Here is a 20,666-nt window from a genome sequence, read left to right as displayed (position 1 = left end):
GGCTCTTTTACCAGCGTCCTGTCATCGCCTTCAGCATCAAGCCACCCTTACGGGCGAACTCGCTCTGCCCAAGCGCCCCGGCACCCACGCGCTGCGGCTCGTTTGCTGCTTGCTGCAATATCGCGCCCGCTTGCCATGCCGCCAAAAACGCAGTTCGCGCCGCTCTGCTCACAGCCGACCGACGCGACCGCGCGCGTTTCAGACGTTCCAAACCACTTGCGGCCAAACGCGCCACAGGCTCCTCGCGCCCATCAACCAACGGTATCCGCTTCTCCGCCTCCAGCGCCGGAATGGCACGCAACCAATTGGCCAGCCCTTGCGCATAGCCCACATCGCGCGCAACCTCTTCAGGCACGTCCCCCAAGGCGCGCGCTGCGACAAACATCAAACCACCTGCCGTGGCCTGAAGATACCGCTCAAAATGCGCCTCATCCTCAAACGGATCCTTATAGATATCCCAGCGCCGCGCCTCGACCAGCGACTGCAGCACTTTTGCTCCGGTCGCATCCACAACCGCCGCCATGGGTGTTATCACCTCATGGCGGCGCACTAAACGCTCTTCTGTAGGTCCTTCTGCGATCTCGCCCAGGGCATCCGCCCACCATTGCAACCGCATCTCAGCAATCATGGTTTCCTGCGTCACCCAAGGCGCGCGCGCCACTTCGACATTAAAGGCATAAATCGGAAATAGCGTCTCTCGCGCTGCGGGCGCTGCCGCCATCACTGCTATGAACCGGTCCGGATCGCCACGCTCAACAATCCCAGCACAGGACGCCATATCAACGTCGCTCACGATGTCGCCTCACATTTACGCGCTACCACCAACACATAACCGGTTTCCTTGCGCACCTCTCGCCAATGCATCGCTTCCTCAGCGCAGATATCCAGCATCTCTCTCAAACGGGCATCCGCGACATCCCGCAAACCGGCAATCCGGGCCTCCATCGGCTGAAAATACGCCTCCCATCCCGCATCAGACACTGCGCGGTGTCCCAAAACTTCAAACCCTTGCGCCGCCACCCGCGACAGCACCGCATCCACCGAACCGGCTTCGTATCCATCCCAGAACGCAACCGCCCGCTCCGACGGTGCATCAACAAAGAAACACGGCTCGGAAAAGGCAACCACGCCCTTCGGTTTCAACGCCTTGGAAAACCGCTGCAAACCTTCTTCGATACCATAGAAATAAAGGGCCCCGGCGCACCAGATCAGATCAAACGGCGCGCTGTTCAACTGCTCCAACGCGCCCATATCGCCAACCACGGCCTGTACACGCGGCGTATCCCGGTACCGCGCTGCCGCCTGCGCTACAAAACTCTCAAATTTATCGACCGCAAGAACCCGCGCGTCCGGTGCCCGCAACAATGCAGCCACATCGCCCCCCGGCCCTGAACCGGCATCGCAAATAGACGCACCCTCTGGCAACTCTGCCAAAGCCAGCGCCCAGGCTACATCCCTATCCGATCCCGGCCCCTCGCGTGGCAGGTCCTTGTGCACCGCAAAGAAAGCGTCCCAATCCATCACCCTGCCCGCACGGCTCCGTCTTTGGTCAATTTCCAGTTCAGCGCCGCCAGCAAGGCCTCAAACGAGGCATCCACAATATTGGCCGATACGCCCACCGTGGCCCATCGCCGCCCTGTGTCATCCTCGAAATCTATGATCACACGCGTGACCGCCTCCGTGCCGCCATTGGTGATGCGCACCTTGAAATCGACCAGCCGCACATCGGCAATCTTTTCCTGATACGGCCCCAGATCCTGTTTCAAGGCCTGCCAAAGCGCGTTCACCGGACCATCATCACTCATCTCGTCGGCATGTTCATTCTTATAGAACGAACTGCGCTTGGACCCGCTTGGCAATTGCACCGTCACCACCGCCTCGGACTCCACTACCAGATTGCCGCGTGCATTTCGCCGCCGCTCTGAAATCACCCGATAGCGTTCCACATCAAAAAACCGCTCGCTCAGGCCCAGCTCATCACGCGCCAACAGCTCGAAACTCGCCTGCGCAGTGTCATAACTATACCCTTCGGCCTCGCGCGCTTTGATCACATCCAGAATTCGCCCCAGGGCAGGATCACCCTTTTCTACAACCAACCCCGCCTCGCTCAGACGACGGCGCAGGTTTGATTGCCCGGCCTGGTTCGACATCGGAATGATGCGCGCATTGCCCACCACATCCGGCGCAATATGTTCATAAGTTGTCGGGTCTTTCAGGATCGCACTGGCATGCAGCCCCGCCTTATGGGCAAAGGCACTCGCCCCCACATAAGGCGCTTGCCGCATCGGCACCCGATTCAGGATATCATCCAGCAACCGGCTCGCCTGTGTCAGCCCCGCCAACGCTTCAACCTTCACACCAGTTTCAAACCGACTGCGATAGGGTTCTTTCAGCAGCAAAGTCGGGATCAACGTGGTCAGATTGGCGTTGCCGCACCGCTCGCCCAGCCCGTTCAACGTGCCCTGCACCTGCCGCGCGCCCGCGTCAATCGCTGCGAGTGACCCGGCCACCGCGTTTTCTGTATCATTATGGGTGTGAATGCCCAGGTGATCCCCCGGTATCCCCGCCGCAATCACCGCCGCCGTGATCTCGCCAATCTCACTGGGCAGCGTGCCACCATTGGTGTCGCATAACACAACCCAGCGCGCGCCCGTGTCATAAGCTGCCTTTGCCGCCTCCAGCGCATAGGTGGGATTGGCCTTGTACCCGTCAAAAAAATGCTCGGCATCAAAGAGGGCCTCTCGCCCCTGCGCCACCAGATACGCTACCGATTTGGCGATATTCTCGGCATTTTCGGCCAACGTGATCCCCAGCGCGGTTTCTACATGGAAATCATGGGTCTTGCCCACCAGACACACCGCTTGCGTTCCGGCGTTCATTACAGCCGCCAGCACATCGTCATTCTCCGCCGACATGCCCGCCCGCTTGGTCATGCCAAAGGCCGCAAATGTCGCTTTCAGCTTTGGCTTGCTCTCGAAAAATTCGCTATCGGTCGGATTGGCACCGGGCCAGCCGCCCTCGACATAATCCACCCCCAAGGCGTCCAGCACATCGGCGATCTGCGCCTTTTCCCCGGTGGAAAACTGTACCCCCTGTGTCTGCTGCCCATCTCGCAGCGTGGTGTCATAAAGATAAAGGCGCTCTTTGCTCATCACAGCACCCCTTCCAGCTTGCCCGCATCAAACCCAGCGGCCGGCAACAGCTCCACACCAGCCTTGCTCATACGCACTTCAACCCCAGCGGCCACAAACGCCGCCTTAAGCCGATCCACTTCCCCAAAATCCTTGCTCGCCATCGCTGCCTCCCGCGCAACGGCCAAAGCATCGGCATACGCGCTCAGATCAACACCCCGCGCCCAGTCGCCCATCTCCTCGCCCAACAGCCCAAGCAGCCCGGCACCCGCCAATAACGTCGCACCATCGCCCGCGTTCGCCAGTTTATGCAATTCAACAATGGCCCCTGCCGTGTTCAGATCATACGCCAAAGCCGCCACAATCTGCGCGGGCACGTTGTCCGAGGGCTCGACGCCCTCGGTCAGCGTCCGCCACTTGCGCAACGTCGCCTCTGCCTCGCCCGCCTTCTTGGCCGTCCAATCCATCGGCTTGCCATAATGCGTGCTCAAAAACACAAACCGCACCACTTCCCCAGCAAAACCCTGATCCAGCAAATCGCGCACGGTAAAGAAATTGCCCAAAGACTTGGACATTTTCTTACCCTCGACCTGCAACATCTCATTATGCAGCCAGTAATTGGCAAAGCCCTCACCATCCTCGGCATGACCCGAGGCACAGCAGCTCTGCGCAATTTCGTTTTCATGGTGCGGGAATTGCAGATCGTTGCCGCCGCCGTGAATGTCGAAAGTCTCGCCCAGCAGATCCTTTGCCATGGCCGAACACTCGATATGCCAACCGGGACGCCCACGCCCCCAGGGACTGCCCCATCCCGGCAAATCGTCGCTCGACGGCTTCCACAGCACAAAATCCATCGGATCTTCCTTATAGGGCGCCACCTCAACCCGCGCCCCGGCGATCATGTCATCAACCGAGCGCCCCGATAGCGCGCCGTAATGCTTATATGCCCGCACCCGGAACAAAACATGCCCATCACGCGCATAGGCAAACCCATCTTGGATCAGCTTTTCGATCATGGCCACCATGGGCGCGATATACGCGGTCGCACGCGGCATATGATCCGGCTCTAACGCACCCAACGCACCCATATCGTCCAGATACCACTGACTTGTCTCAGCCGTGATCTCCCCGATCGAGCGCCCGCTCTCGGCTGCGCGCGCGTTGATCTTGTCATCCACATCCGTGAAATTGCGCACATAAGTCACATGCTGGGCACCGTAAACATGGCGCAACAAACGATAGAGCACATCAAACACCACCACCGGGCGCGCATTGCCGATATGGGCGCGGTCATACACCGTCGGCCCACAGACATACATCCGCACATTTTCCGGCTCAATCGGCTCAAAAACCTCTTTCTTGCGGGTCTTGGTGTTATGCAGTCTGATCGTCGTCATATCTCGTCCTCACGCGCCGGATAAAAGGCACAGTTAACCTCGCGGCGGGCTTAACAACTTCAGATCATGTTGGAAACAGAAGAACGGCCCGCCGAGTTGTCTCAGCAGGGAATGCAGCAAATAATGATGGTGCACAGCGTGTTCATGACGGCGACCATAGGCAGGCGACTTCAGAGGGTCAACCCTGTTGACGTCTCCCACCTTGTCGCGGCACTCTGCCCGCATGAGCCGCGAAACCGTTAACCAGATCTGTGCATCCCTACCCGGCACCGAATGTTCCGATCCTTTCGGTGGTGGTCACGACGCATGGAAAGTGGGCGGCAAGATGTTTGCATGCATCGGCAGCGCGGGCACTGGCGTTTCTGTCAAAACCCCAGATACCGACACTGCCCAAATGCTGATCGACGCGGGTATCGGCATCAAGGCCCCCTATTTTCATCGCAGCTGGATCCATCTTCCACTCGACAGCGACCCGGCGGAACTCACCCACCGGATCGCCATATCTTACGACATCATCCGTTCAAGCCTGACCAAAAAGCTTCAAGCCACGCTCGCGCCACGCACCTAACAGCCAGAGCACCTTGCATAAAGCCGCCCGCGCGTTCGCCGCCCGATCGGGTTCAAAAACGGTGCACCCATCCAGCGTTGAAAGCGCCTGAATACACTAATCATAATGCACCACCTCAAACTCGATCCCATGCGGGCCATCGAAGTAAAACCGCGTCCCCGGCTCATAATCTCCATGGCTATGCGGCTCAAACCCCGCCGCCTTCACCCGTGCTTCGGTCGCCGCCAGATCATCCACCACCACGCCCACGTGATTAAACCCGCCAACGCGGACATAGGTGTTACCCATCGGTTGCAACTCCGCATTTGGCGCATATAGCGCGAGATAACTGTCCGCATCCCCCACATGCACCGTAAAGCCCTGATCCTTGGCTTCCCCTTCCCAGCGTACGTGCCACCCAAATACCTCACACAAAACTGCTGCACAGGTTTTGGGGTCGGGCACGGTCACGTTCACATGTTCCAGTCTCATTTCAATTTTTCCTTTTCCTGAACTTGATATGACACTATCCTAATTCCTCAAGTTAACTTGAGGTCAAATGATTTTAATCATGCAAATCAAACCACTTGCCACACGCGGCCTGACAATTGGCGATATTTCGGCCCGCACGGGCCTCGCCCAATCCGCTATCCGATTCTACGAAGACGAAGGCCTCGTGCACCCCACACGCACCGCCTCCGGACAGCGCCGGTTCGAACGCGCCGATATCCGCCGCCTTTCCTTTGTGCGAATTTCACAGAATCTTGGCTTCACAATCTCCGAAATCCGCAGCGCGCTCTCCACTTTGCCGCAAAACCGCACACCCACCAAACGCGACTGGGAACGCATTTCTGCCCGCTTTCGCCGCCACCTCGATCAACGCATCGCGCAAATGCAAAAACTGCGCGACACACTGGATGGTTGCATCGGCTGCGGCTGTCTTTCGCTACAAAAATGCAAGCTCTACAACCCAGACGACCGCGCACATTCCCGTGGCACCGGCCCGCGCTACCTCATGGGCGACACGCCCTCAGACGTGGGAAAATAATCTTGCACGACCTGCTCAAGGTCGGCGTGCTTGCCAGTCTGAATGCACTGCGGCCTTCAGTCCACTGCACGCCGTCATCTGCCCTTTGCACATCTTCCAATCCAACCGCGCAGAAATCGCCTTTTATCTCCACATCCGCATTGCGCCGCCCATTCACGCCAATTCCGAAAGCTTCAAACGCACACGCAACCCTGCCCTTCCTTTCGCCCAAATATCCCGGGGGACATCGCCATGGCGATGGGGGGCAGTGCCCCCAAAACACCGCGCCTTCAATTTCTCATTTGACGAATCTCACGCGCTCTGACCCACTCGGTCAATCGACCATTTCTCAAGGCACGACGACCATGCAGATATCTCAACGCATTTCCAATATAACCGGCGGCGGCTCTGACGGCTGGGACGTGTTTTACAAGGCCCGCCGCATGATCGCAGACGGCGTGCCCGTCACCGAACTGACCATTGGCGAACACGATATCCGCACCGATCCCACGATCCTTGCCGCGATGGATCGTGCCGCGACAGGTGGGCACACCGGCTACGCCATTGTGCCCGGCATCCAAACCTTGCGCGACACGGTCGCCGCCCGCATTCAGGACCGCACCGGCGTGCCAACCACTAGCCGAAATATTCTGATCACACCCGGCGGTCAGTCGGCCTTGTTTGCAGCCCATATGGCAACGTGCTCACCCGGCGGCCGCGCCCTCTACATTGCCCCCTATTATGCCACTTACCCCGGTACGATCCGCGGCGTAGGGGCCATCCCTGTCGCCATCCCCACCCGCGCGCACGAAGCGTTCCAACCGCGCGCAGAAGACATCGCCGCCGAGGCCGCAGGCGCCAGCTCTCTCTTGATCAACAGCCCCAATAATCCAACTGGCGTGGTCTACAGCCGTGAAACCCTCGAAGGCATCGCCCAGACTTGCCGCGAGCATGATCTATGGCTGATCTCGGATGAGGTTTATGACACTCAGGTCTGGCAAGGTGAACACATCTCGCCCCGCGCGCTACCCGACATGGCCAAGCGCACGCTCGTGGTGGGCTCCATGTCCAAATCCCACGCCATGACCGGCTCCCGCATCGGCTGGATATGTGCCCCGGATGAGGTAATCGACCACCTGGCAAACCTCGCCACGCACACCACCTACGGCGTGCCCGGCTTTATTCAGGATGCAGCCGAGTACGCCTTGACCCAAGGCCCTGACCTTGAAGCAAAAATAGCCGAACCTTTCCGCCGCCGCCGCGCCTTGGCGCGTGACATTATTGCCGGTCAAAACACGGTTAGCCTGATCCCGGCGCAGGGCGCAATGTACCTCATGCTCGATATCCGCCCAACCGGTCTCAGCGGCGAAGACTTCGCCAATGCCCTGCTGGATACCCACCACATCGCCGTTATGCCCGGCGAAAGCTTTGGCAAATCTGCGGCGGGCCACATACGTGTAGCCATGACGGTCGAAGACTCCAAGTTCACCAAATCTTTGCAGACCCTTGTGACGTTTGCCCAAACCCTTGCAGTACCCTCTGCAAACGCCTCGTAACCTATGTAAGCTGGTCCAAAAGCGACATATGTCGCTTTTGGATAAGACAGCTCCCCTACGCCCCCGCACAGTTCACCCAAGGGAGACGTGATGCAGGGTATTCGCTGTAAAATTCAGCTGGTGGTCATCACCATTGGGGCCGAACGCGGTCGTGCAGCGCGTGGGCGCCCCTGACTGTCTGAAGAAATTTAGTTTTATCAGACAGAACAGGACCTTAACTCACATGACATCACCCGCTACCCGTCGTTCCGGAGGCCGCGCCGCGCGTCGCGCCGCTCGTGCTGCCCCGCTCGCCCAGGATATCCGCCCCATTCGTCCCGGTATGGAGGGCGGCACCCTGCGCACCCTCAGCGACGCCGATATGCAGCGTATCCACGAAACGGCAATGGACGCGCTTGAACAGATCGGCCTGATCGACGCCCCCCAAAGCGGCATCGACATCATGACGGCCGCAGGTGCCATTCTCGGCGATGACGGACGCTTGCGTTTTCCGCGTGCGCTGGTCGAAGACACGCTCGCAATTGCCTGTAAAGACATCACTTTACCGGGTCGTGACCCAGCCAATGATATGCATCTATCGGGCCACCGCGTGCATTATGGTACGGCGGGCGCTGCCGTGCATATGGTCGAACCCGACGGACGCACCTACCGCGAAAGCACCCTCCAGGACCTGCACGACGCGGCCCGCATCACCGATCAGCTCGACAATATCCACTTCCTCCAGCGCCCCATGGTCGCACGCGACGTGGTCGACAACCGCGAGATGGACCTCAACACCATCTACGCGTGCTGCTCTGGCACCACCAAACACATTGGCACCTCCTTTACTGACCCGGCCTACATCCCCGACGCGCTTGAAATGCTATACATGATCGCGGGCGGAGAAGACAAATGGCGCGAGCGGCCTTTTTTGAGCAATTCCAATTGCTTCGTCGTGCCGCCGATGAAATTTGCCACCGAATCCTGCGAGGTGATGGAGGCATGCATACGCGGTGGTATGCCCGTGCTCCTGCTCTCTGCCGGAATGGCAGGTGCCACCGCGCCCTCTACCATCGCCGGGGCCATCGTTCAGGCCACCGCCGAATGCCTTGCTGGTCTGGTCTATGTCAACGCGATTCAACCCGGGCATCCGGCGATCTTTGGCACATGGCCGTTTGGCCTTGACCTGCGGACTGGCGCAATGAGCGTCGGGTCCGGCGAGCAGGCTTTGCTTTCGGCGGGTTGCGCGCAGATGCACAAATTCTACGGCCTGCCCGGCGGTGCCGCTGCCGGGGCCAGCGATTCAAAACTGCCCGACATGCAGGCCGGTTGGGAACAGATGTGTTCTAATGTGATGGCCGGTCTTTCCGGTCTCAACATGGTCTACGAAGCCGCCGGGATGCACGCCTCACTGCTGGGATTTTGCCACGAATCCCTGATCCTAGGCGATGATCTGATCGGACAGGCCCTGCGCTGTGTGCGCGGGATCGAGGTCGACGACGCCACGCTTGCGCTCGAACAAATCCGCGAGGTTTGCGTCGGCGGGCCGGGTCACTATCTTGGTACGGACGCCACCCTTAGCCGAATGCAGATTGATCATGTTTATCCTACACTTGGAGATCGAACCTCACCCAAAGAATGGGCCGAAAAAGACAAACCTGACCTGATCACAAACGCCACTACGCGCAAACAGAAAATGTTGTCCGAACCGTCAACCGCCCGCTTTGATCCGATTCTGGATCATGCGTTGCGCCGCCGGTTCAATATCCATCTGCCCGCGTAAACCCACAAAAAATGCGGCGGTGAGGAAATCCCCACCGCCGCCAGTCTCTCGTTAGCCGTCCGCTGGCGGCATCAGGCCCGCGTCCTGTGCGGCCCCGACCTCATCCGCATCCAAAACACCGTCGCCATTGGTGTCCATCGCAGAAAAGACGTCATTGGTCAGATCAGGGTAAACCGCAACCACCTCTTCAATGGTCAAAAGCCCGTCACCATTTGCATCCGCGTTTGATTGTGCGTGCACAGATGCGGCAATGATCAGGGTCAGGGCGGTGCCCAATACGGGTTTTATCATAGTCATGTCTGGTTCTCCTATATGACTGTATGTGTCGTGTCCGGACGCCCTCAGTCACACCACTCCGCCGCACATTCGTCACACCGGAATCGCCAACCACACCATTTCCCGCCAATAATTGCCGTTAACCCAGCAAACCATGCGCGGTGCCACGCCTGCGCAAATGCGTCTCGGCCATTTCGGCGAAATCCCGGCAACCTGCTCGCTCAAAACGGGCCATTCCCTGCCAAGAACAGCCCCAAACCACCATCGGCAAGCCACCGCCACATCGCCATTTCGAGTCGGCAAAAAAATGGGGGGCTATCCAGCCCCCCAGTTTCGCCATTCAGGCTCACTCTATATTACCGCTCGATGTTTTTTGCCTGCGGCCTGAATGTCGTCGAAGCGAGCGCACCCGCTCCGTGTCTCTTTGTTTCGTCGGGGGCCGGAGCCCCCTACCCAAGGTCCTCCCCCAGGATCAGCTGCACCCGCTGGTTGCCCCGCAAGTGTTACATTTCATACAGGTGCCGTTGCGCACCAGCGTGTAATTTCCACAGTCGCCACAGGCTTCGCCCTCATAGCCCTGCATCTTGGCCTTGACCCGTGCGTCCATACCGCCCGAGCTCGCCACCGTTGTGCCAGACAAAGCAGCTGTTGTTGTTGACGTCGCGGTTTCCGGCACCAATGTCTCCAATGTCGCCACAGGATCCGCCGCACTGCTTAGCGCGGTCGCACCAGCGCCCCCGTTCAGCACCACCAGCTCTTGTGGCAGACGCTTGCGCAGATATCCGGTCGACGAAATCTGCTTAAGCACTTCCAAAGACCGCGTCGCCGTGCTTTCGCTCAGCTCTGACACGTTGGACACACCTTCTTCTTCGCCACGGCCCAGATCGTCAAACGACGTTCCTTCCGGTTTGATATGCGCCAGATCGGTCCGGTCCAGATAGCTCACCGCCAACTCGCGGAAGATATAGTCCAGGATCGAGGTCGCATTCTTGATGCTGTCATTGCCCTGAACCATGCCCGCCGGTTCAAACTTGGTGAACGTGAACGCGTCCACGAACTCTTCCAGCGGCACACCATACTGAAGCCCAACCGACACCGCGATGGCAAAGTTGTTCATCATCGCCCGGAAACCGGCACCTTCTTTGTGCATATCAATAAAGATTTCGCCCAAAGATCCGTCCGAATATTCACCCGTGCGCAGGTACACTTTGTGCCCGCCAACAACCGCTTTTTGGGTATAGCCTTTGCGGCGCTCCGGCATCTTTTCGCGGCCACGGGCCACTTCTTTAACGACGATCTTCTCGACAATCTTTTCAGCCAGCACCGCGGCCTTTTCGGTCATCGATCCGCTTTCCAGAATTTCCGCCGCGTCGTCGTCATCCTCGACCAGCGCCGCCGCCAATGGCTGCGACAGTTTTGAACCGTCTCGATACAGCGCATTGGCCTTCACACCCAACGACCACGACAATTCATAGGCCTGCTGACAATCCTCGATTGTGGCGTCATTTGGCATATTGATCGTCTTGGAAATCGCACCCGAAATAAACGACTGCGCAGCGGCCATCATAGTGATGTGGCTGTCAACACTTAGATAACGCTTGCCTTTTTTCCCGCAAGGGTTCGCGCAATCAAAGATGTGATAATGCTCTTTCTTCAGGAACGGCGCGCCCTCAAGCGTCATTGTCCCACAGACGTGGTCATTGGCTGCGTCGATATCTTTCTTCGAAAACCCGAGATGCGTGAGCAGATCAAATCCCGCATCGTTCAGCTTCTCGGTCGGAATGCCCAGCACATTGGTGCAGAACGCCTCGCCCAGTGTCCACTGGTTGAACACGAACCGGATATCAAAGGCCGACGCCAGCGACGCCTCAACCTTGTCGATCTCGTTCTGGCCAAACCCGTGCCCAATCAATGACGTGTGGTTGATGCCCGGCGCATTACCAATGCTGCCATGTCCCACCGCATAAGACACGATCTCTTCGATCTGCGCGCTGGAATAGCCAAGGTTCTCAAGTGCGGCTGGCACAGACCGGTTGATGATCTTGAAATAGCCGCCGCCCGCTAGCTTCTTGAACTTCACCAGCGCAAAGTCAGGCTCGATCCCGGTCGTGTCACAATCCATGACCAGACCAATCGTACCCGTCGGCGCGATGACAGATGTCTGCGCGTTCCGGTAACCATTTTTCTCGCCAAGGCTCAGCGCCTCGTCCCACGCTGACTTCGCCAACGCCACCAGCGTTTGATCCGGACAGTTACTAATATCCAGCGCAACCGGCTTCACCGCCAGATCCTCGTACCCTTCGGTATGACCATACGCGGCGCGCCGGTGGTTGCGGATCACCCGCTTCATGTGCTCGGCGTTGCGGGCATACCCGTCAAACGCGCCCAGCTCACCGGCCATCTCCGCCGAGGTGGCATAGGCCACACCGGTCATGATCGCTGTCAATGCCCCGGCCATCGCCCGGCCTTCGTCGCTGTCATATCCATGGCCCATGTTCATCAACAGGCCACCGATATTGGCGTATCCTAGCCCCAAGGTACGGAAATCATAGGACAATTGCGCGATTTCCTTGGACGGGAACTGCGCCATCGTCACCGAAATCTCCAGCGTAACCGTCCACAGGCGTGTGGCGTGGATGTAATCCTCTGCTTGAAACTCCCCATCCTTGAGGAACGCCAACAGGTTCATCGACGCAAGGTTACAGGCCGTATCGTCCAGGAACATGTATTCCGAACACGGGTTCGATCCGCGAATCTCGCCATCTTCGGGGCATGTGTGCCATGCGTTCACCGTATCATGATACTGAATACCGGGGTCGGCACAGGCCCATGCAGCGTGTCCCACATCTTCCCACAGCTTGCGTGCCTTGATCGTCTTGGCAACCGTTCCATCCGTACGGCGGATCAGTTCCCAGTCTGCATCGTCTTTCACAGCTTTCAGAAATGCATCCGTCACCCGGATCGAGTTGTTCGAGTTCTGACCCGACACAGATGCATAAGCCTCAGAGTCCCAATCCGTGTCATAGGTCGGGAACTCGATGCTGGCATAACCTTGCTTGGCATAGTCCAGTACGCGTTTGACATATGTCTCTGGAATCATGACCTTTTTCGCATCGCGAATGGCCGCTTTCAGCGTGTCGTTGACCTTGGGATCATAGGCGTCAACCTCGGCCCCATCCCACGCCTTGATCGCTGCAAAAATGCCGTTGAGCTTTTGCTCGTGCATTTTTGAACCTGCCACGATTGAGGCAACCTTCTGTTCTTCTTTGACCTTCCAGTTGATGTATTCCTCGATATCGGGGTGATCCGCATCGACGATCACCATCTTGGCCGCGCGGCGTGTGGTGCCGCCCGACTTGATCGCGCCTGCCGCCCGGTCCCCGATCTTGAGAAAACCCATCAACCCGCTCGACTTGCCGCCGCCCGAAAGGTTCTCGCCATCAGCGCGCAAGGAGGAAAAGTTTGTGCCTGTACCAGACCCATATTTGAACAGCCGCGCTTCACGCACCCACAGGTCCATAATGCCGCCATCACCCACCAGATCGTCAGCAACCGACTGAATGAAACAGGCGTGCGGCTGAGGATGCTCATAGCTCGACTTGGATTTGGTCAGCTTGCCGCTCTTGTAGTCGACATAATAATGCCCCTGCGCCGGTCCATCGATCCCATAGGCCCAATGCAGACCTGTGTTGAACCACTGGGGCGAGTTTGGCGCCGCACGCTGTGTCGCCAACATATAGCGCATCTCGTCAAAATAGGCGCGGGCATCTTCTTCGGTGGTGAAATAGCCACCCTTCCAGCCCCAATAGGTCCATGCCCCTGCCAGACGGTCAAACACCTGCTTGGCGCTGGTTTCGCCACCGATCTCAACATCGTCATTGGCCGGAACCGAGCGCCACAGAAACTCAGGCACGCCCTTTTCGCGCACTTTCTTCATTTCGCTGGGCACACCTGCCTTGCGGAAATACTTCTGCGCAATCACATCGCTGGCCACTTGGCTCCAGCGCGCGGGAACTTCTACTTCGTCCAGCCGGAACACAATGGTCCCATCCGGGTTGCGGATTTCGGACTCTGTGGTCACAAAATCCAGCTCTGTGTAAGCGTCCTGCCCTGCCTTGGTGAATCTACGTTCAATTTTCATTGCTGCCCCATTAATCCAGCTGTCATAGTCCCCGGCCCACGTCATTGCGTGTGCGTTGCGAACGGTCCACTCACGTGGCGGCAAGGAAAACTCTTCCGGCACGGCAAAGCTTTACGCTGCCGATGGCCTTCTTCCGGACTTACCGGAGTTCACTGGATACCCGTCCCTGCCTGGCTCGAAACCACTATATCTTGTGGCTGTGCTGAACCGCCCCCACAATCTGACGTATCACCGCGCATTTGGTCAACGCCTTTATTTTCGATTCGGTAAGATTTTCCCGGTTGACCACTTCGCCGTGCCATGCCGCTCGGACGGTGTTTGCGATTCCAAAAGTTAACGGGTGATTAACGCGCGTGCCCTACCTGTTTCAGGACCGTCGCGGAATGCCTTGTGGCACAAGAAAAAAACGAGTTGAGGCATAAACCCTGCCCTAATTCCCCACAACATCTGGGGATAAAATTCTACTGCATACAACATTTACCCTAACGTTGCGACAACGACACAATACCACCAACCACCTCATTGCGATTCGCTGGCGTATGGTCCGTTGCGCCCTTCCGCTCTGCTCAAAATTGCGGCAGCCTCCTCCACATCCTACCAGCGCACACATCTGACAATTCCGCGATCCAGCCACAACATATAGAGGCCCACATGACCAAACTGATCTGGATGACCGATCCGCATTTTCAGACCGAAGGCACAATCAGGGGTCTCAACCCACGCACCCGCCTCGAGGCCGCCATCGAGCATGCAAATACTCATCACGCCGACGCAGCCCTTATTGTCTTATCCGGTGATCTGGTGGGCGACGACATTGAGCGTGACTATCAAAGTCTCGCAATACATCTAAACGCCTCCGCCATCCCTTTCTATCCAATGATGGGGAATCATGATGATCGCCCGGCATTGCGCAGAAACCTGACGTTGCCGGAAACCACAACGTCGGAATTCGTGCAATTCGTCGTCGAACTCCCCGATTGTACGATACTCTGTCTGGATACCCACAAGCCCGGTTCAGACGCTGGCACCTATTGTGCGACGCGCCTTGCGTGGCTTGATGACGTGCTCACCCACTCCGCTGATAAACCCGCGTATATCTTCATGCATCACCCGCCACTGGCGCTACACCTGCCCAAACAGGATGAGATCATGCTGGAGGAAGCCGATTCCCTGCTCGGCCTGCTTGCGAGACACAATCACGTCAAACACCTCTTTGCCGGACATGTTCATCGCCCCACCGCCGGCACAGTACGCGGTATTCCATTTGCCACACTTGGCGCCTTGTCAATTCAGGCACCGCCGCCACGGCCGGAATGGGATTGGAACAGCTTCGAACCCGCACAGGAACCACCGCACTACGGTGTGTTGCATATCGAAGATGACAGCGTTGTTCTGCAATATACGCAGTTCTGCAAATACGACGTGGGTGTCAGAAACTGACACCCACCGACGTTGTATTCTTGTAGAAAATGGTCGGGACGGCAAGATTCGAACTTGCGACCCCCTGTACCCAAAACAGGTGCGCTACCAGACTGCGCTACGCCCCGGACCGTGGCGGGTGTTTAGCGCTGCACTTGCGGAATGAAAAGCCCCAAATCGCGCCTGTCGAAAGAATTTTTCGAGAAAGTTTGTTTTGGCCTTATTCGCCACAAGGCCACGCCGCGACATCACCCGCTATCGCAGGGTGGCGCATCTGGCTACCTTCCACGATTCCCATCGCTTCGGCCAATCCACCATTAATCTCAAGGACATACTGTATCTTATTCCCACCGGGAATCGCTGTCTCATCCAACGGGACAGCGCGCGAATGCACGCGGCGCACCACTCCGGTCTCATCTGCAAACAACATGTCCAAGGGAATAAGTGTATTACGCATCCAGAAAGACACCGGTCCCGGTCTGTCATAGACAAACAGCATTCCGGCACTGCTCGGCATTTGTGTGCGGTGCATCAGACCGATATTGCGCAAACGCTCGGTATCGGCAACTTCCACGGAAAACCGCGCTTGTCCCCAGTCGCCGCGAATTTCTAACGACGCGTCGGAACAAGCCGCGTCACTGGTCCCTGCACTCAGGCCAATCGCCAGAATCAATGCTCCCAGCGGCGCGACTGTGCGCCGCCAGTACAATGTCAGGCGCATCAATCCTCGAACATGTCCCCATCCAGGATCGCCGCATTTTCCCAGGCCTGCACTTCGGTCGCCATGCTGCCCCGACGTCCTTCGATCACCCGCAAAGCAAGCGCCTCGCCCGGTTGCAGGTCCGCCAGCCCCGACCGTCTCAGCACTTCGATATGCAGGAAAATGTCGTCCGAGTTGCCAAACACGTTTGCAAACCCAAACCCCTTGCCCTTGTCGAACCACTTCACTCGAGCCGGTTCCAGCGGAGCCGAGCGAATGGTTTCCTCGTCCAGATCCTGAAAATCCGACAACGGGATCGCCAATTGTTGCGTGGGCGGATCTATTCGATACACTTCCACCGCTTGCACACCGCGATCCGTTTCCTGAATCCCGATCTCTACTCTGGCCGCATCCGCGACCGAACTCTGTCCATAGTTGCGCAGGACATTTGCGTGTAGCAAAATATCCGGCCCACCTTCTTCTGACACGACGAACCCAAAACCTTTTACCGGATCGAACCACTTAACCTCACCAAAGATTCTCGTGACGCCATCATCATCTGCCGTCAAAACGTTTACCTTAGTCATATATCATCCCCATGATGACAAAGACTCTGCGGCAATTGATCCGGCGCGGCAAGCGGAAAAACAACGCCCCTTCAAGGCGTTGTCATTCACGTTACGTGAATGTCATGGGTTCAATCGGTGAATTTCCCATGCCTTTTCAGAGCCTTCGCGCCGCCAACGGAAACGGTCGTGCAACCGAAACGCCCCATCAGCCCAAAACTCGATTTCGACAGGTGTGATACGAAAACCACCCCAATACGGCGGACGCTCGGGATTGGGCCCCAGCTTGGCTGTTATTTTTGCTACATCTGCCATCAACGAACTGCGCGATGACAGCGGCTCTGACTGGCGCGAAGCCCATGCACCGAGTCGACTTTTCAGCGATCGAGATGCGTAATAGGCATCCGCCTGCGGCCCCTCTTCTTTCTCGACCACTCCGCGCACCCTGATTTGGCGGCGCAATGACTTCCAATGCATGACAAATGCCGCCTTTCCAGACGCATCGATTTCCTGTGCTTTCGCGCTGCCGTAATTTGTATAGAACACAAACGCCGCGTCCTCGATATCCTTCAACAAAACCATTCGCGCGTTTGGCAAACCGTCTGCATCCACCGTCGACAATGCAATCGCATTCGGATCGTTGGGTTCGCTCTTTTCGGCCTCCGCCAGCCAGCTGCGCGCAATCGCGAACGGATCGTCGCCGGCGAATATTCCTGTTCTTTCACTCATACACTGTTCTCCACGCTACAGTTTGCCTTAAGGTCACTCATGCAGGTCACGACCCTTGAAGCAACAGATACTATCGCCTAAACGGGACCGAACATGATCTGGACCAATTTCTCTGGCCCAGCAACGCACAAAAGACGGAGTGGACGGGATGTCAAATCAACTGATGGCGGGCAAGCGTGGCCTGATCATGGGACTGGCCAACGACAAATCAATCGCCTGGGGCATCGCCAAAGCCTGTGCCGACGCTGGCGCAGAGCTGGCCTTCTCTTATATGGGCGACGCTTTCAAAAAACGGGTTGTGCCGCTCGCGGAGAAGTTGGGCGTTGAAACGCTGATCGACTGCGATGTGTCTGATCCCGCCTCAATCGATGCCGCCTTTGCCGAGATCGAAGCCAAATGGGGCAAGATCGACTTTATCGTGCATGCCATCGGCTTTTCCGACAAGAACGAGCTGCGCGGGCGCTATGTCGACACGTCCAAAGACAACTTCCTGATGACCATGGACATCTCGGTCTATTCCTTTACCGCCGTGATGCAACGCGCCGAAAAGTTGATGGGCGAAGGCAGCTCTGCCCTCACCCTCACCTATTACGGTGCAGAACAGGTCATGCCGCATTATAACGTCATGGGTGTGGCCAAGGCCGCGCTCGAGGCGTCCGTCAAATATCTCGCCGAAGACCTCGGCAAAGACGGTATCCGCGTCAACGCCATTTCGGCAGGCCCGATCAAAACACTGGCCGCGTCCGGCATTGGCGATTTCCGCTATATCCTGAAATGGAACGAGCTGAACTCGCCCCTGCGCCGCAACGTGACGATCGACGATGTCGGCAATTCGGCGCTCTATCTGCTCTCCGATCTTGGCGGTGGTGTGACAGGCGAAAACCTGCACGTGGATGCAGGCTACCATGTTGTTGGCATGAAGGCCGTCGACGCGCCTGACATCGACGCCGGTAAATAAGCGCGCGCGCCGATGCGTTGGCTGCTGCGGTTCCTTGTTTTCTTGGGCCTCGCCATCGGCGGGGCCTTTATTTTGCGCGACCATCTGCCGCCACAAATAACCGAACCCTTGCGTCCACGCGCCAACATTGCCGAGGTGCGCGCGTTCCAGACGCCCCGCCTCTCGACAGCCCTGTCGGCACAAAACCTCCGCATTGGCGCACCGGTCTATATTCGTATTTTCAAGGAAACCAGCGAACTTGAACTCTGGGTCGACGCAGGCGACCGGTTCCAGCTCTTTCGCAGCTACGATATCTGCAACTATTCCGGCACGCTTGGCCCCAAACTCGCCGAGGACGATCACCAATCGCCCGAAGGGTTCTACCGCGTCGCCAAATCCGCACTAAACCCCAACAGCCGCTTTCATCTCTCCTTCAACCTCGGCTTCCCAAACAGCTTTGACCGCGCTCAAGGGCGCACCGGCAGCTACCTCATGGTGCACGGCAATTGCGTCTCGGTGGGGTGTTACGCCATGACTGACGCCGGGATCGAGGAAATCTATATCTTGGTCGAGGCCGCCCTGAACGGCGGACAGGCCCATGTTCCGGTGCACGCCTTTCCGTTTCGCATGACCAGCGAACGAATGGCGCAGGCCAAAACCCACCAATGGTTCGACTTCTGGCAATCTCTCGCCCCGGCTTATGCCCGTTTTGAGGCAACCGGCATACCGCCCCAAATCTCCGTGACTGACGGGCGCTACTTGGTCGCGACCCGTTAATCCAAGCGGTACTCCAGATACACCAACCACGGCTCAAATTTCGGGCCATTGGCGTTTTCTGCATAGCGAGGGATATAGCGGAACCCATATCCTTCATACATCGCTAACATGGCCCGATTGCCCTTGACCGTATCGGCATAGAGGGTTGTGCACCCCATTCTGCGCGCCTCATTGATACGCATCTCAAACAACTGTCGACCAAGCCCCAAACCTTGCGCCTCTGGGCGCACATACATGCGTTTCAACTCCGCTGCATCCGGGCGAACCCGCCGGATCACGCCGCACCCGATCAACGCGCCCTCATCCGAGATCGCGAGTAATAAACGCCCATCCGGCGGCGTCATCTCGGGCAAATGCGCAATCGTATCCGCCGCAATCTCCTGTGCGGACAAAACCGGCCCGCCAATGGCGGCCACCTTGCCCGCCATCACTTGGTAATATTCAACCATCAGCGCCTCAAATGCGCGTATGTCAGGCAATGTATCAACAAATTCCAGCCTAAAGCTCATGCGCGGCATCCCTCGCGACTAGCGCTCAACATCACTCTTTCAGCGGATAGCGATCCGCCTCTACAAACACGTCAATTACCCGCGCACCCGCCGTGATCTTGGCCCCATGCTCCACGCCGGCCGGAATGTCATAACTGTCGCCTGCGCGATACACCTTGGTCACATCCCCAATGGTCAGCTCAATTTCCCCCTCAACAACCGTCCCCCACTGCGCGCCATGCGAATGCGTTGGCAATTCCATGTCCTTGAGAAAGGTGAAGAATGCGACCAACCCCTGGTCAGACCGGATTACCGCCGTTTCAACAACGTCTTCGGGAAACGGTACATCAATGCTGGGAAAGTCTGTAATGAACTTGGGGTAAGGCATATACAATCCTAATCTGAAATGCCGCACCCCGGTGGCGCGGCGAATGGGATCAGCTTGTCAGCGCAGCACCAACAACGCAACGCTGGTGTTTTTACGCCAAATCAGAACCGCGCCTCGCAACTGGCATCTGCTCCCAACGCGCCACCACCTCTGGTCGTCATTCGATACTGGTCCGCCTCCGTCGCCGTCATCCAGTGAATGTCATCCACCGAAGCCACATCCAGCGTGTACCAATAGAATGACTGCGGAATGCCCATGACGTCATAGAAATCAAGATAAGGCTGGTGATCCGGATCATCCCGATCCAGATCGCGCCCCTCGTAAAAAATCGTGGCCCAACTATGTACACCGACACAGGCCCCCGCTTTCAGTTCCCGGTTCACCCCGGCCACAAACAAATCCGTCCCCCCAGATGCAACCATTCCGCTGGCAGGTACCACCGTGTTGAACCCTCGCGCCCGCACTTTCTGAGCAAGAACCAGATTGGCTTCATCATCTGCCGAGCCCGGAACATTCTGCAAAACCAGCACCTTGTTGTCCGGGTACTGCGCCGTGATCTCGTCAAACGCACGCAGCGTTGACGCATCAATGACCCCACGCGCCACAATCGCTTCGCCATTCACCTCAAACTGTACCGGATCATAGCCGCCAAACCCACAGCCAGACAGCAAAACCGCCAAGCCCGCGCCGCACCATTTCCAAAACACCATATAACCGCCTCTGGAACAAACCTTGTTGCGTCAACAGCTACAGGCTTGGCCAGACATTGCAAGTCTCGCACCGAACTCTCAACTGAACGGATGGCATCCAAAATGAACATCGCCT

The 20,666-nt window shown here is 57.6% G+C and carries 20 protein-coding genes and 1 tRNA gene; 7 read left to right on the top strand and 14 right to left on the bottom strand.

Translation table 11 applies throughout. The annotated features are described in order from the left end of the window. Positions 1-7: 7 nt before the first annotated feature. The 4 genes from CLV88_RS08205 to cysS are packed head-to-tail and all read right to left on the bottom strand — an operon-like array spanning position 8 to position 4,528. Complete coding sequence (locus CLV88_RS08205; RefSeq protein WP_106607881.1) at positions 8-796, bottom strand: squalene/phytoene synthase family protein; 789 nt, start codon at positions 794-796, stop codon at positions 8-10. Next, positions 790-1,521: a class I SAM-dependent methyltransferase gene (locus CLV88_RS08200; protein ID WP_106607880.1), complete on the bottom strand. Its 732-nt coding sequence runs from the start codon at positions 1,519-1,521 to the stop codon at positions 790-792. Before CLV88_RS08200 ends, CLV88_RS08205 begins: the two co-directional genes overlap by 7 nt. Beyond that, on the bottom strand, positions 1,521-3,152 hold the full coding sequence (gene cimA / locus CLV88_RS08195; RefSeq protein WP_106607879.1) for a citramalate synthase: 1,632 nt from the start codon (positions 3,150-3,152) through the stop codon (positions 1,521-1,523). Before cimA ends, CLV88_RS08200 begins: the two co-directional genes overlap by 1 nt. After that, positions 3,152-4,528 (bottom strand): cysteine--tRNA ligase, encoded by a 1,377-nt coding sequence (cysS, locus tag CLV88_RS08190; RefSeq protein WP_106607878.1) that lies wholly within the window; start codon positions 4,526-4,528, stop codon positions 3,152-3,154. Before cysS ends, cimA begins: the two co-directional genes overlap by 1 nt. Before the next feature lie 223 nt (positions 4,529-4,751). On the opposite strand from cysS, the gene CLV88_RS08185 reads away from it, so the two are divergent. Beyond that, positions 4,752-5,096, top strand: a complete 345-nt coding sequence (locus tag CLV88_RS08185) for an MmcQ/YjbR family DNA-binding protein (RefSeq protein ID WP_106607877.1) — start codon at positions 4,752-4,754, stop codon at positions 5,094-5,096. A gap of 96 nt (positions 5,097-5,192) precedes the next feature. Here the strand turns inward: CLV88_RS08185 and CLV88_RS08180 are convergent, their stop codons facing one another. Further along, on the bottom strand, positions 5,193-5,573 hold the full coding sequence (locus CLV88_RS08180) for a VOC family protein (protein WP_106607876.1): 381 nt from the start codon (positions 5,571-5,573) through the stop codon (positions 5,193-5,195). Positions 5,574-5,646: 73 nt separating this feature from the next. Between CLV88_RS08180 and soxR the strand changes: the two genes are divergently transcribed. The 3 genes from soxR (at position 5,647) to CLV88_RS08165 (ending at position 9,420) form a co-directional block, all read left to right on the top strand. Then, the gene (soxR, locus tag CLV88_RS08175) at positions 5,647-6,123 is read left to right on the top strand and encodes a redox-sensitive transcriptional activator SoxR (protein ID WP_106607966.1); all 477 of its coding nucleotides are present in this window, start codon (positions 5,647-5,649) and stop codon (positions 6,121-6,123) included. Positions 6,124-6,467: 344 nt separating this feature from the next. Then, positions 6,468-7,658: a pyridoxal phosphate-dependent aminotransferase gene (locus CLV88_RS08170; protein ID WP_106607965.1), complete on the top strand. Its 1,191-nt coding sequence runs from the start codon at positions 6,468-6,470 to the stop codon at positions 7,656-7,658. A gap of 223 nt (positions 7,659-7,881) precedes the next feature. Then, positions 7,882-9,420: a trimethylamine methyltransferase family protein gene (locus tag CLV88_RS08165; protein ID WP_106607875.1), complete on the top strand. Its 1,539-nt coding sequence runs from the start codon at positions 7,882-7,884 to the stop codon at positions 9,418-9,420. A gap of 51 nt (positions 9,421-9,471) precedes the next feature. On the opposite strand, the gene CLV88_RS08160 is transcribed toward CLV88_RS08165, so the two are convergent. Both CLV88_RS08160 and CLV88_RS08150 read right to left on the bottom strand, forming a co-directional pair. Next, a complete protein-coding gene (locus tag CLV88_RS08160) occupies positions 9,472-9,717 on the bottom strand; it encodes an EF-hand domain-containing protein (RefSeq protein ID WP_243403603.1) in 246 nt (81 codons plus the stop codon). 451 nt (positions 9,718-10,168) lie between these two features. Next, positions 10,169-13,837, bottom strand: a complete 3,669-nt coding sequence (locus CLV88_RS08150; protein ID WP_106607963.1) for a vitamin B12-dependent ribonucleotide reductase — start codon at positions 13,835-13,837, stop codon at positions 10,169-10,171. 651 nt (positions 13,838-14,488) lie between these two features. Here CLV88_RS08150 and CLV88_RS08145 point away from each other — a divergent pair. Further along, a complete protein-coding gene (locus tag CLV88_RS08145; protein WP_106607873.1) occupies positions 14,489-15,277 on the top strand; it encodes a phosphodiesterase in 789 nt (262 codons plus the stop codon). Positions 15,278-15,307: 30 nt separating this feature from the next. Here the strand turns inward: CLV88_RS08145 and CLV88_RS08140 are convergent. From CLV88_RS08140 to pdxH, 4 genes are all read right to left on the bottom strand, one after another. Further along, positions 15,308-15,384: transfer RNA gene (locus CLV88_RS08140), tRNA-Pro, on the bottom strand. A gap of 92 nt (positions 15,385-15,476) precedes the next feature. Beyond that, the gene (locus tag CLV88_RS08135; RefSeq protein WP_106607872.1) at positions 15,477-15,977 is read right to left on the bottom strand and encodes a DUF192 domain-containing protein; all 501 of its coding nucleotides are present in this window, start codon (positions 15,975-15,977) and stop codon (positions 15,477-15,479) included. Then, a complete protein-coding gene (locus tag CLV88_RS08130; RefSeq protein ID WP_106607871.1) occupies positions 15,977-16,543 on the bottom strand; it encodes a cold-shock protein in 567 nt (188 codons plus the stop codon). Before CLV88_RS08130 ends, CLV88_RS08135 begins: the two co-directional genes overlap by 1 nt. A gap of 102 nt (positions 16,544-16,645) precedes the next feature. Then, positions 16,646-17,251, bottom strand: a complete 606-nt coding sequence (pdxH, locus tag CLV88_RS08125) for a pyridoxamine 5'-phosphate oxidase (protein ID WP_106607870.1) — start codon at positions 17,249-17,251, stop codon at positions 16,646-16,648. A 148-nt stretch (positions 17,252-17,399) separates the two neighbouring features. On the opposite strand from pdxH, the gene fabI reads away from it, so the two are divergent. Next, positions 17,400-18,209: an enoyl-ACP reductase FabI gene (gene fabI, locus CLV88_RS08120; protein WP_106607869.1), complete on the top strand. Its 810-nt coding sequence runs from the start codon at positions 17,400-17,402 to the stop codon at positions 18,207-18,209. A 12-nt stretch (positions 18,210-18,221) separates the two neighbouring features. Next, the gene (locus tag CLV88_RS08115; RefSeq protein ID WP_106607868.1) at positions 18,222-18,965 is read left to right on the top strand and encodes a L,D-transpeptidase family protein; all 744 of its coding nucleotides are present in this window, start codon (positions 18,222-18,224) and stop codon (positions 18,963-18,965) included. On the opposite strand, the gene CLV88_RS08110 is transcribed toward CLV88_RS08115, so the two are convergent. The 3 genes from CLV88_RS08110 to CLV88_RS08100 all read right to left on the bottom strand — a co-directional run bounded on the left by CLV88_RS08110 (position 18,962) and on the right by CLV88_RS08100 (position 20,551). Beyond that, positions 18,962-19,474, bottom strand: a complete 513-nt coding sequence (locus tag CLV88_RS08110) for a GNAT family N-acetyltransferase (RefSeq protein ID WP_165798837.1) — start codon at positions 19,472-19,474, stop codon at positions 18,962-18,964. The genes CLV88_RS08115 and CLV88_RS08110 overlap by 4 nt on opposite strands. Positions 19,475-19,505: 31 nt before the next feature. Beyond that, entirely contained in the window at positions 19,506-19,841 is a 336-nt protein-coding gene (locus CLV88_RS08105; RefSeq protein ID WP_106607866.1) for a cupin domain-containing protein, read from the bottom strand. A gap of 101 nt (positions 19,842-19,942) precedes the next feature. Continuing rightward, the gene (locus CLV88_RS08100) at positions 19,943-20,551 is read right to left on the bottom strand and encodes a COG3904 family protein (RefSeq protein WP_106607865.1); all 609 of its coding nucleotides are present in this window, start codon (positions 20,549-20,551) and stop codon (positions 19,943-19,945) included. Between the last annotated feature and the right edge of the window lie 115 nt (positions 20,552-20,666).

Source organism: Shimia abyssi, assembly GCF_003014475.1.
GTDB classification, from domain to species: Bacteria; Pseudomonadota; Alphaproteobacteria; order Rhodobacterales; family Rhodobacteraceae; genus Shimia; species Shimia abyssi.
This window is presented reverse-complemented; position numbering and strand designations above follow the sequence as displayed.

Coding starts and splice junctions, on each gene's coding strand:
- pdxH (WP_106607870.1), bottom strand. CDS start 17,251: ATGAGTGAAAGAACAGGAATATTCGCCGGCGACGATCCGTTCGCGATT.
- CLV88_RS08165 (WP_106607875.1), top strand. CDS start 7,882: ATGACATCACCCGCTACCCGTCGTTCCGGAGGCCGCGCCGCGCGTCGC.
- soxR (WP_106607966.1), top strand. CDS start 5,647: ATGCAAATCAAACCACTTGCCACACGCGGCCTGACAATTGGCGATATT.
- CLV88_RS08105 (WP_106607866.1), bottom strand. CDS start 19,841: ATGCCTTACCCCAAGTTCATTACAGACTTTCCCAGCATTGATGTACCG.
- CLV88_RS08100 (WP_106607865.1), bottom strand. CDS start 20,551: ATGGTGTTTTGGAAATGGTGCGGCGCGGGCTTGGCGGTTTTGCTGTCT.
- fabI (WP_106607869.1), top strand. CDS start 17,400: ATGTCAAATCAACTGATGGCGGGCAAGCGTGGCCTGATCATGGGACTG.
- CLV88_RS08135 (WP_106607872.1), bottom strand. CDS start 15,977: ATGCGCCTGACATTGTACTGGCGGCGCACAGTCGCGCCGCTGGGAGCA.
- CLV88_RS08130 (WP_106607871.1), bottom strand. CDS start 16,543: ATGACTAAGGTAAACGTTTTGACGGCAGATGATGATGGCGTCACGAGA.
- CLV88_RS08110 (WP_165798837.1), bottom strand. CDS start 19,474: ATGAGCTTTAGGCTGGAATTTGTTGATACATTGCCTGACATACGCGCA.
- CLV88_RS08150 (WP_106607963.1), bottom strand. CDS start 13,837: ATGAAAATTGAACGTAGATTCACCAAGGCAGGGCAGGACGCTTACACA.
- CLV88_RS08145 (WP_106607873.1), top strand. CDS start 14,489: ATGACCAAACTGATCTGGATGACCGATCCGCATTTTCAGACCGAAGGC.
- CLV88_RS08115 (WP_106607868.1), top strand. CDS start 18,222: ATGCGTTGGCTGCTGCGGTTCCTTGTTTTCTTGGGCCTCGCCATCGGC.
- CLV88_RS08200 (WP_106607880.1), bottom strand. CDS start 1,521: ATGGATTGGGACGCTTTCTTTGCGGTGCACAAGGACCTGCCACGCGAG.
- cysS (WP_106607878.1), bottom strand. CDS start 4,528: ATGACGACGATCAGACTGCATAACACCAAGACCCGCAAGAAAGAGGTT.
- cimA (WP_106607879.1), bottom strand. CDS start 3,152: ATGAGCAAAGAGCGCCTTTATCTTTATGACACCACGCTGCGAGATGGG.
- CLV88_RS08160 (WP_243403603.1), bottom strand. CDS start 9,717: ATGACTATGATAAAACCCGTATTGGGCACCGCCCTGACCCTGATCATT.
- CLV88_RS08170 (WP_106607965.1), top strand. CDS start 6,468: ATGCAGATATCTCAACGCATTTCCAATATAACCGGCGGCGGCTCTGAC.
- CLV88_RS08185 (WP_106607877.1), top strand. CDS start 4,752: ATGAGCCGCGAAACCGTTAACCAGATCTGTGCATCCCTACCCGGCACC.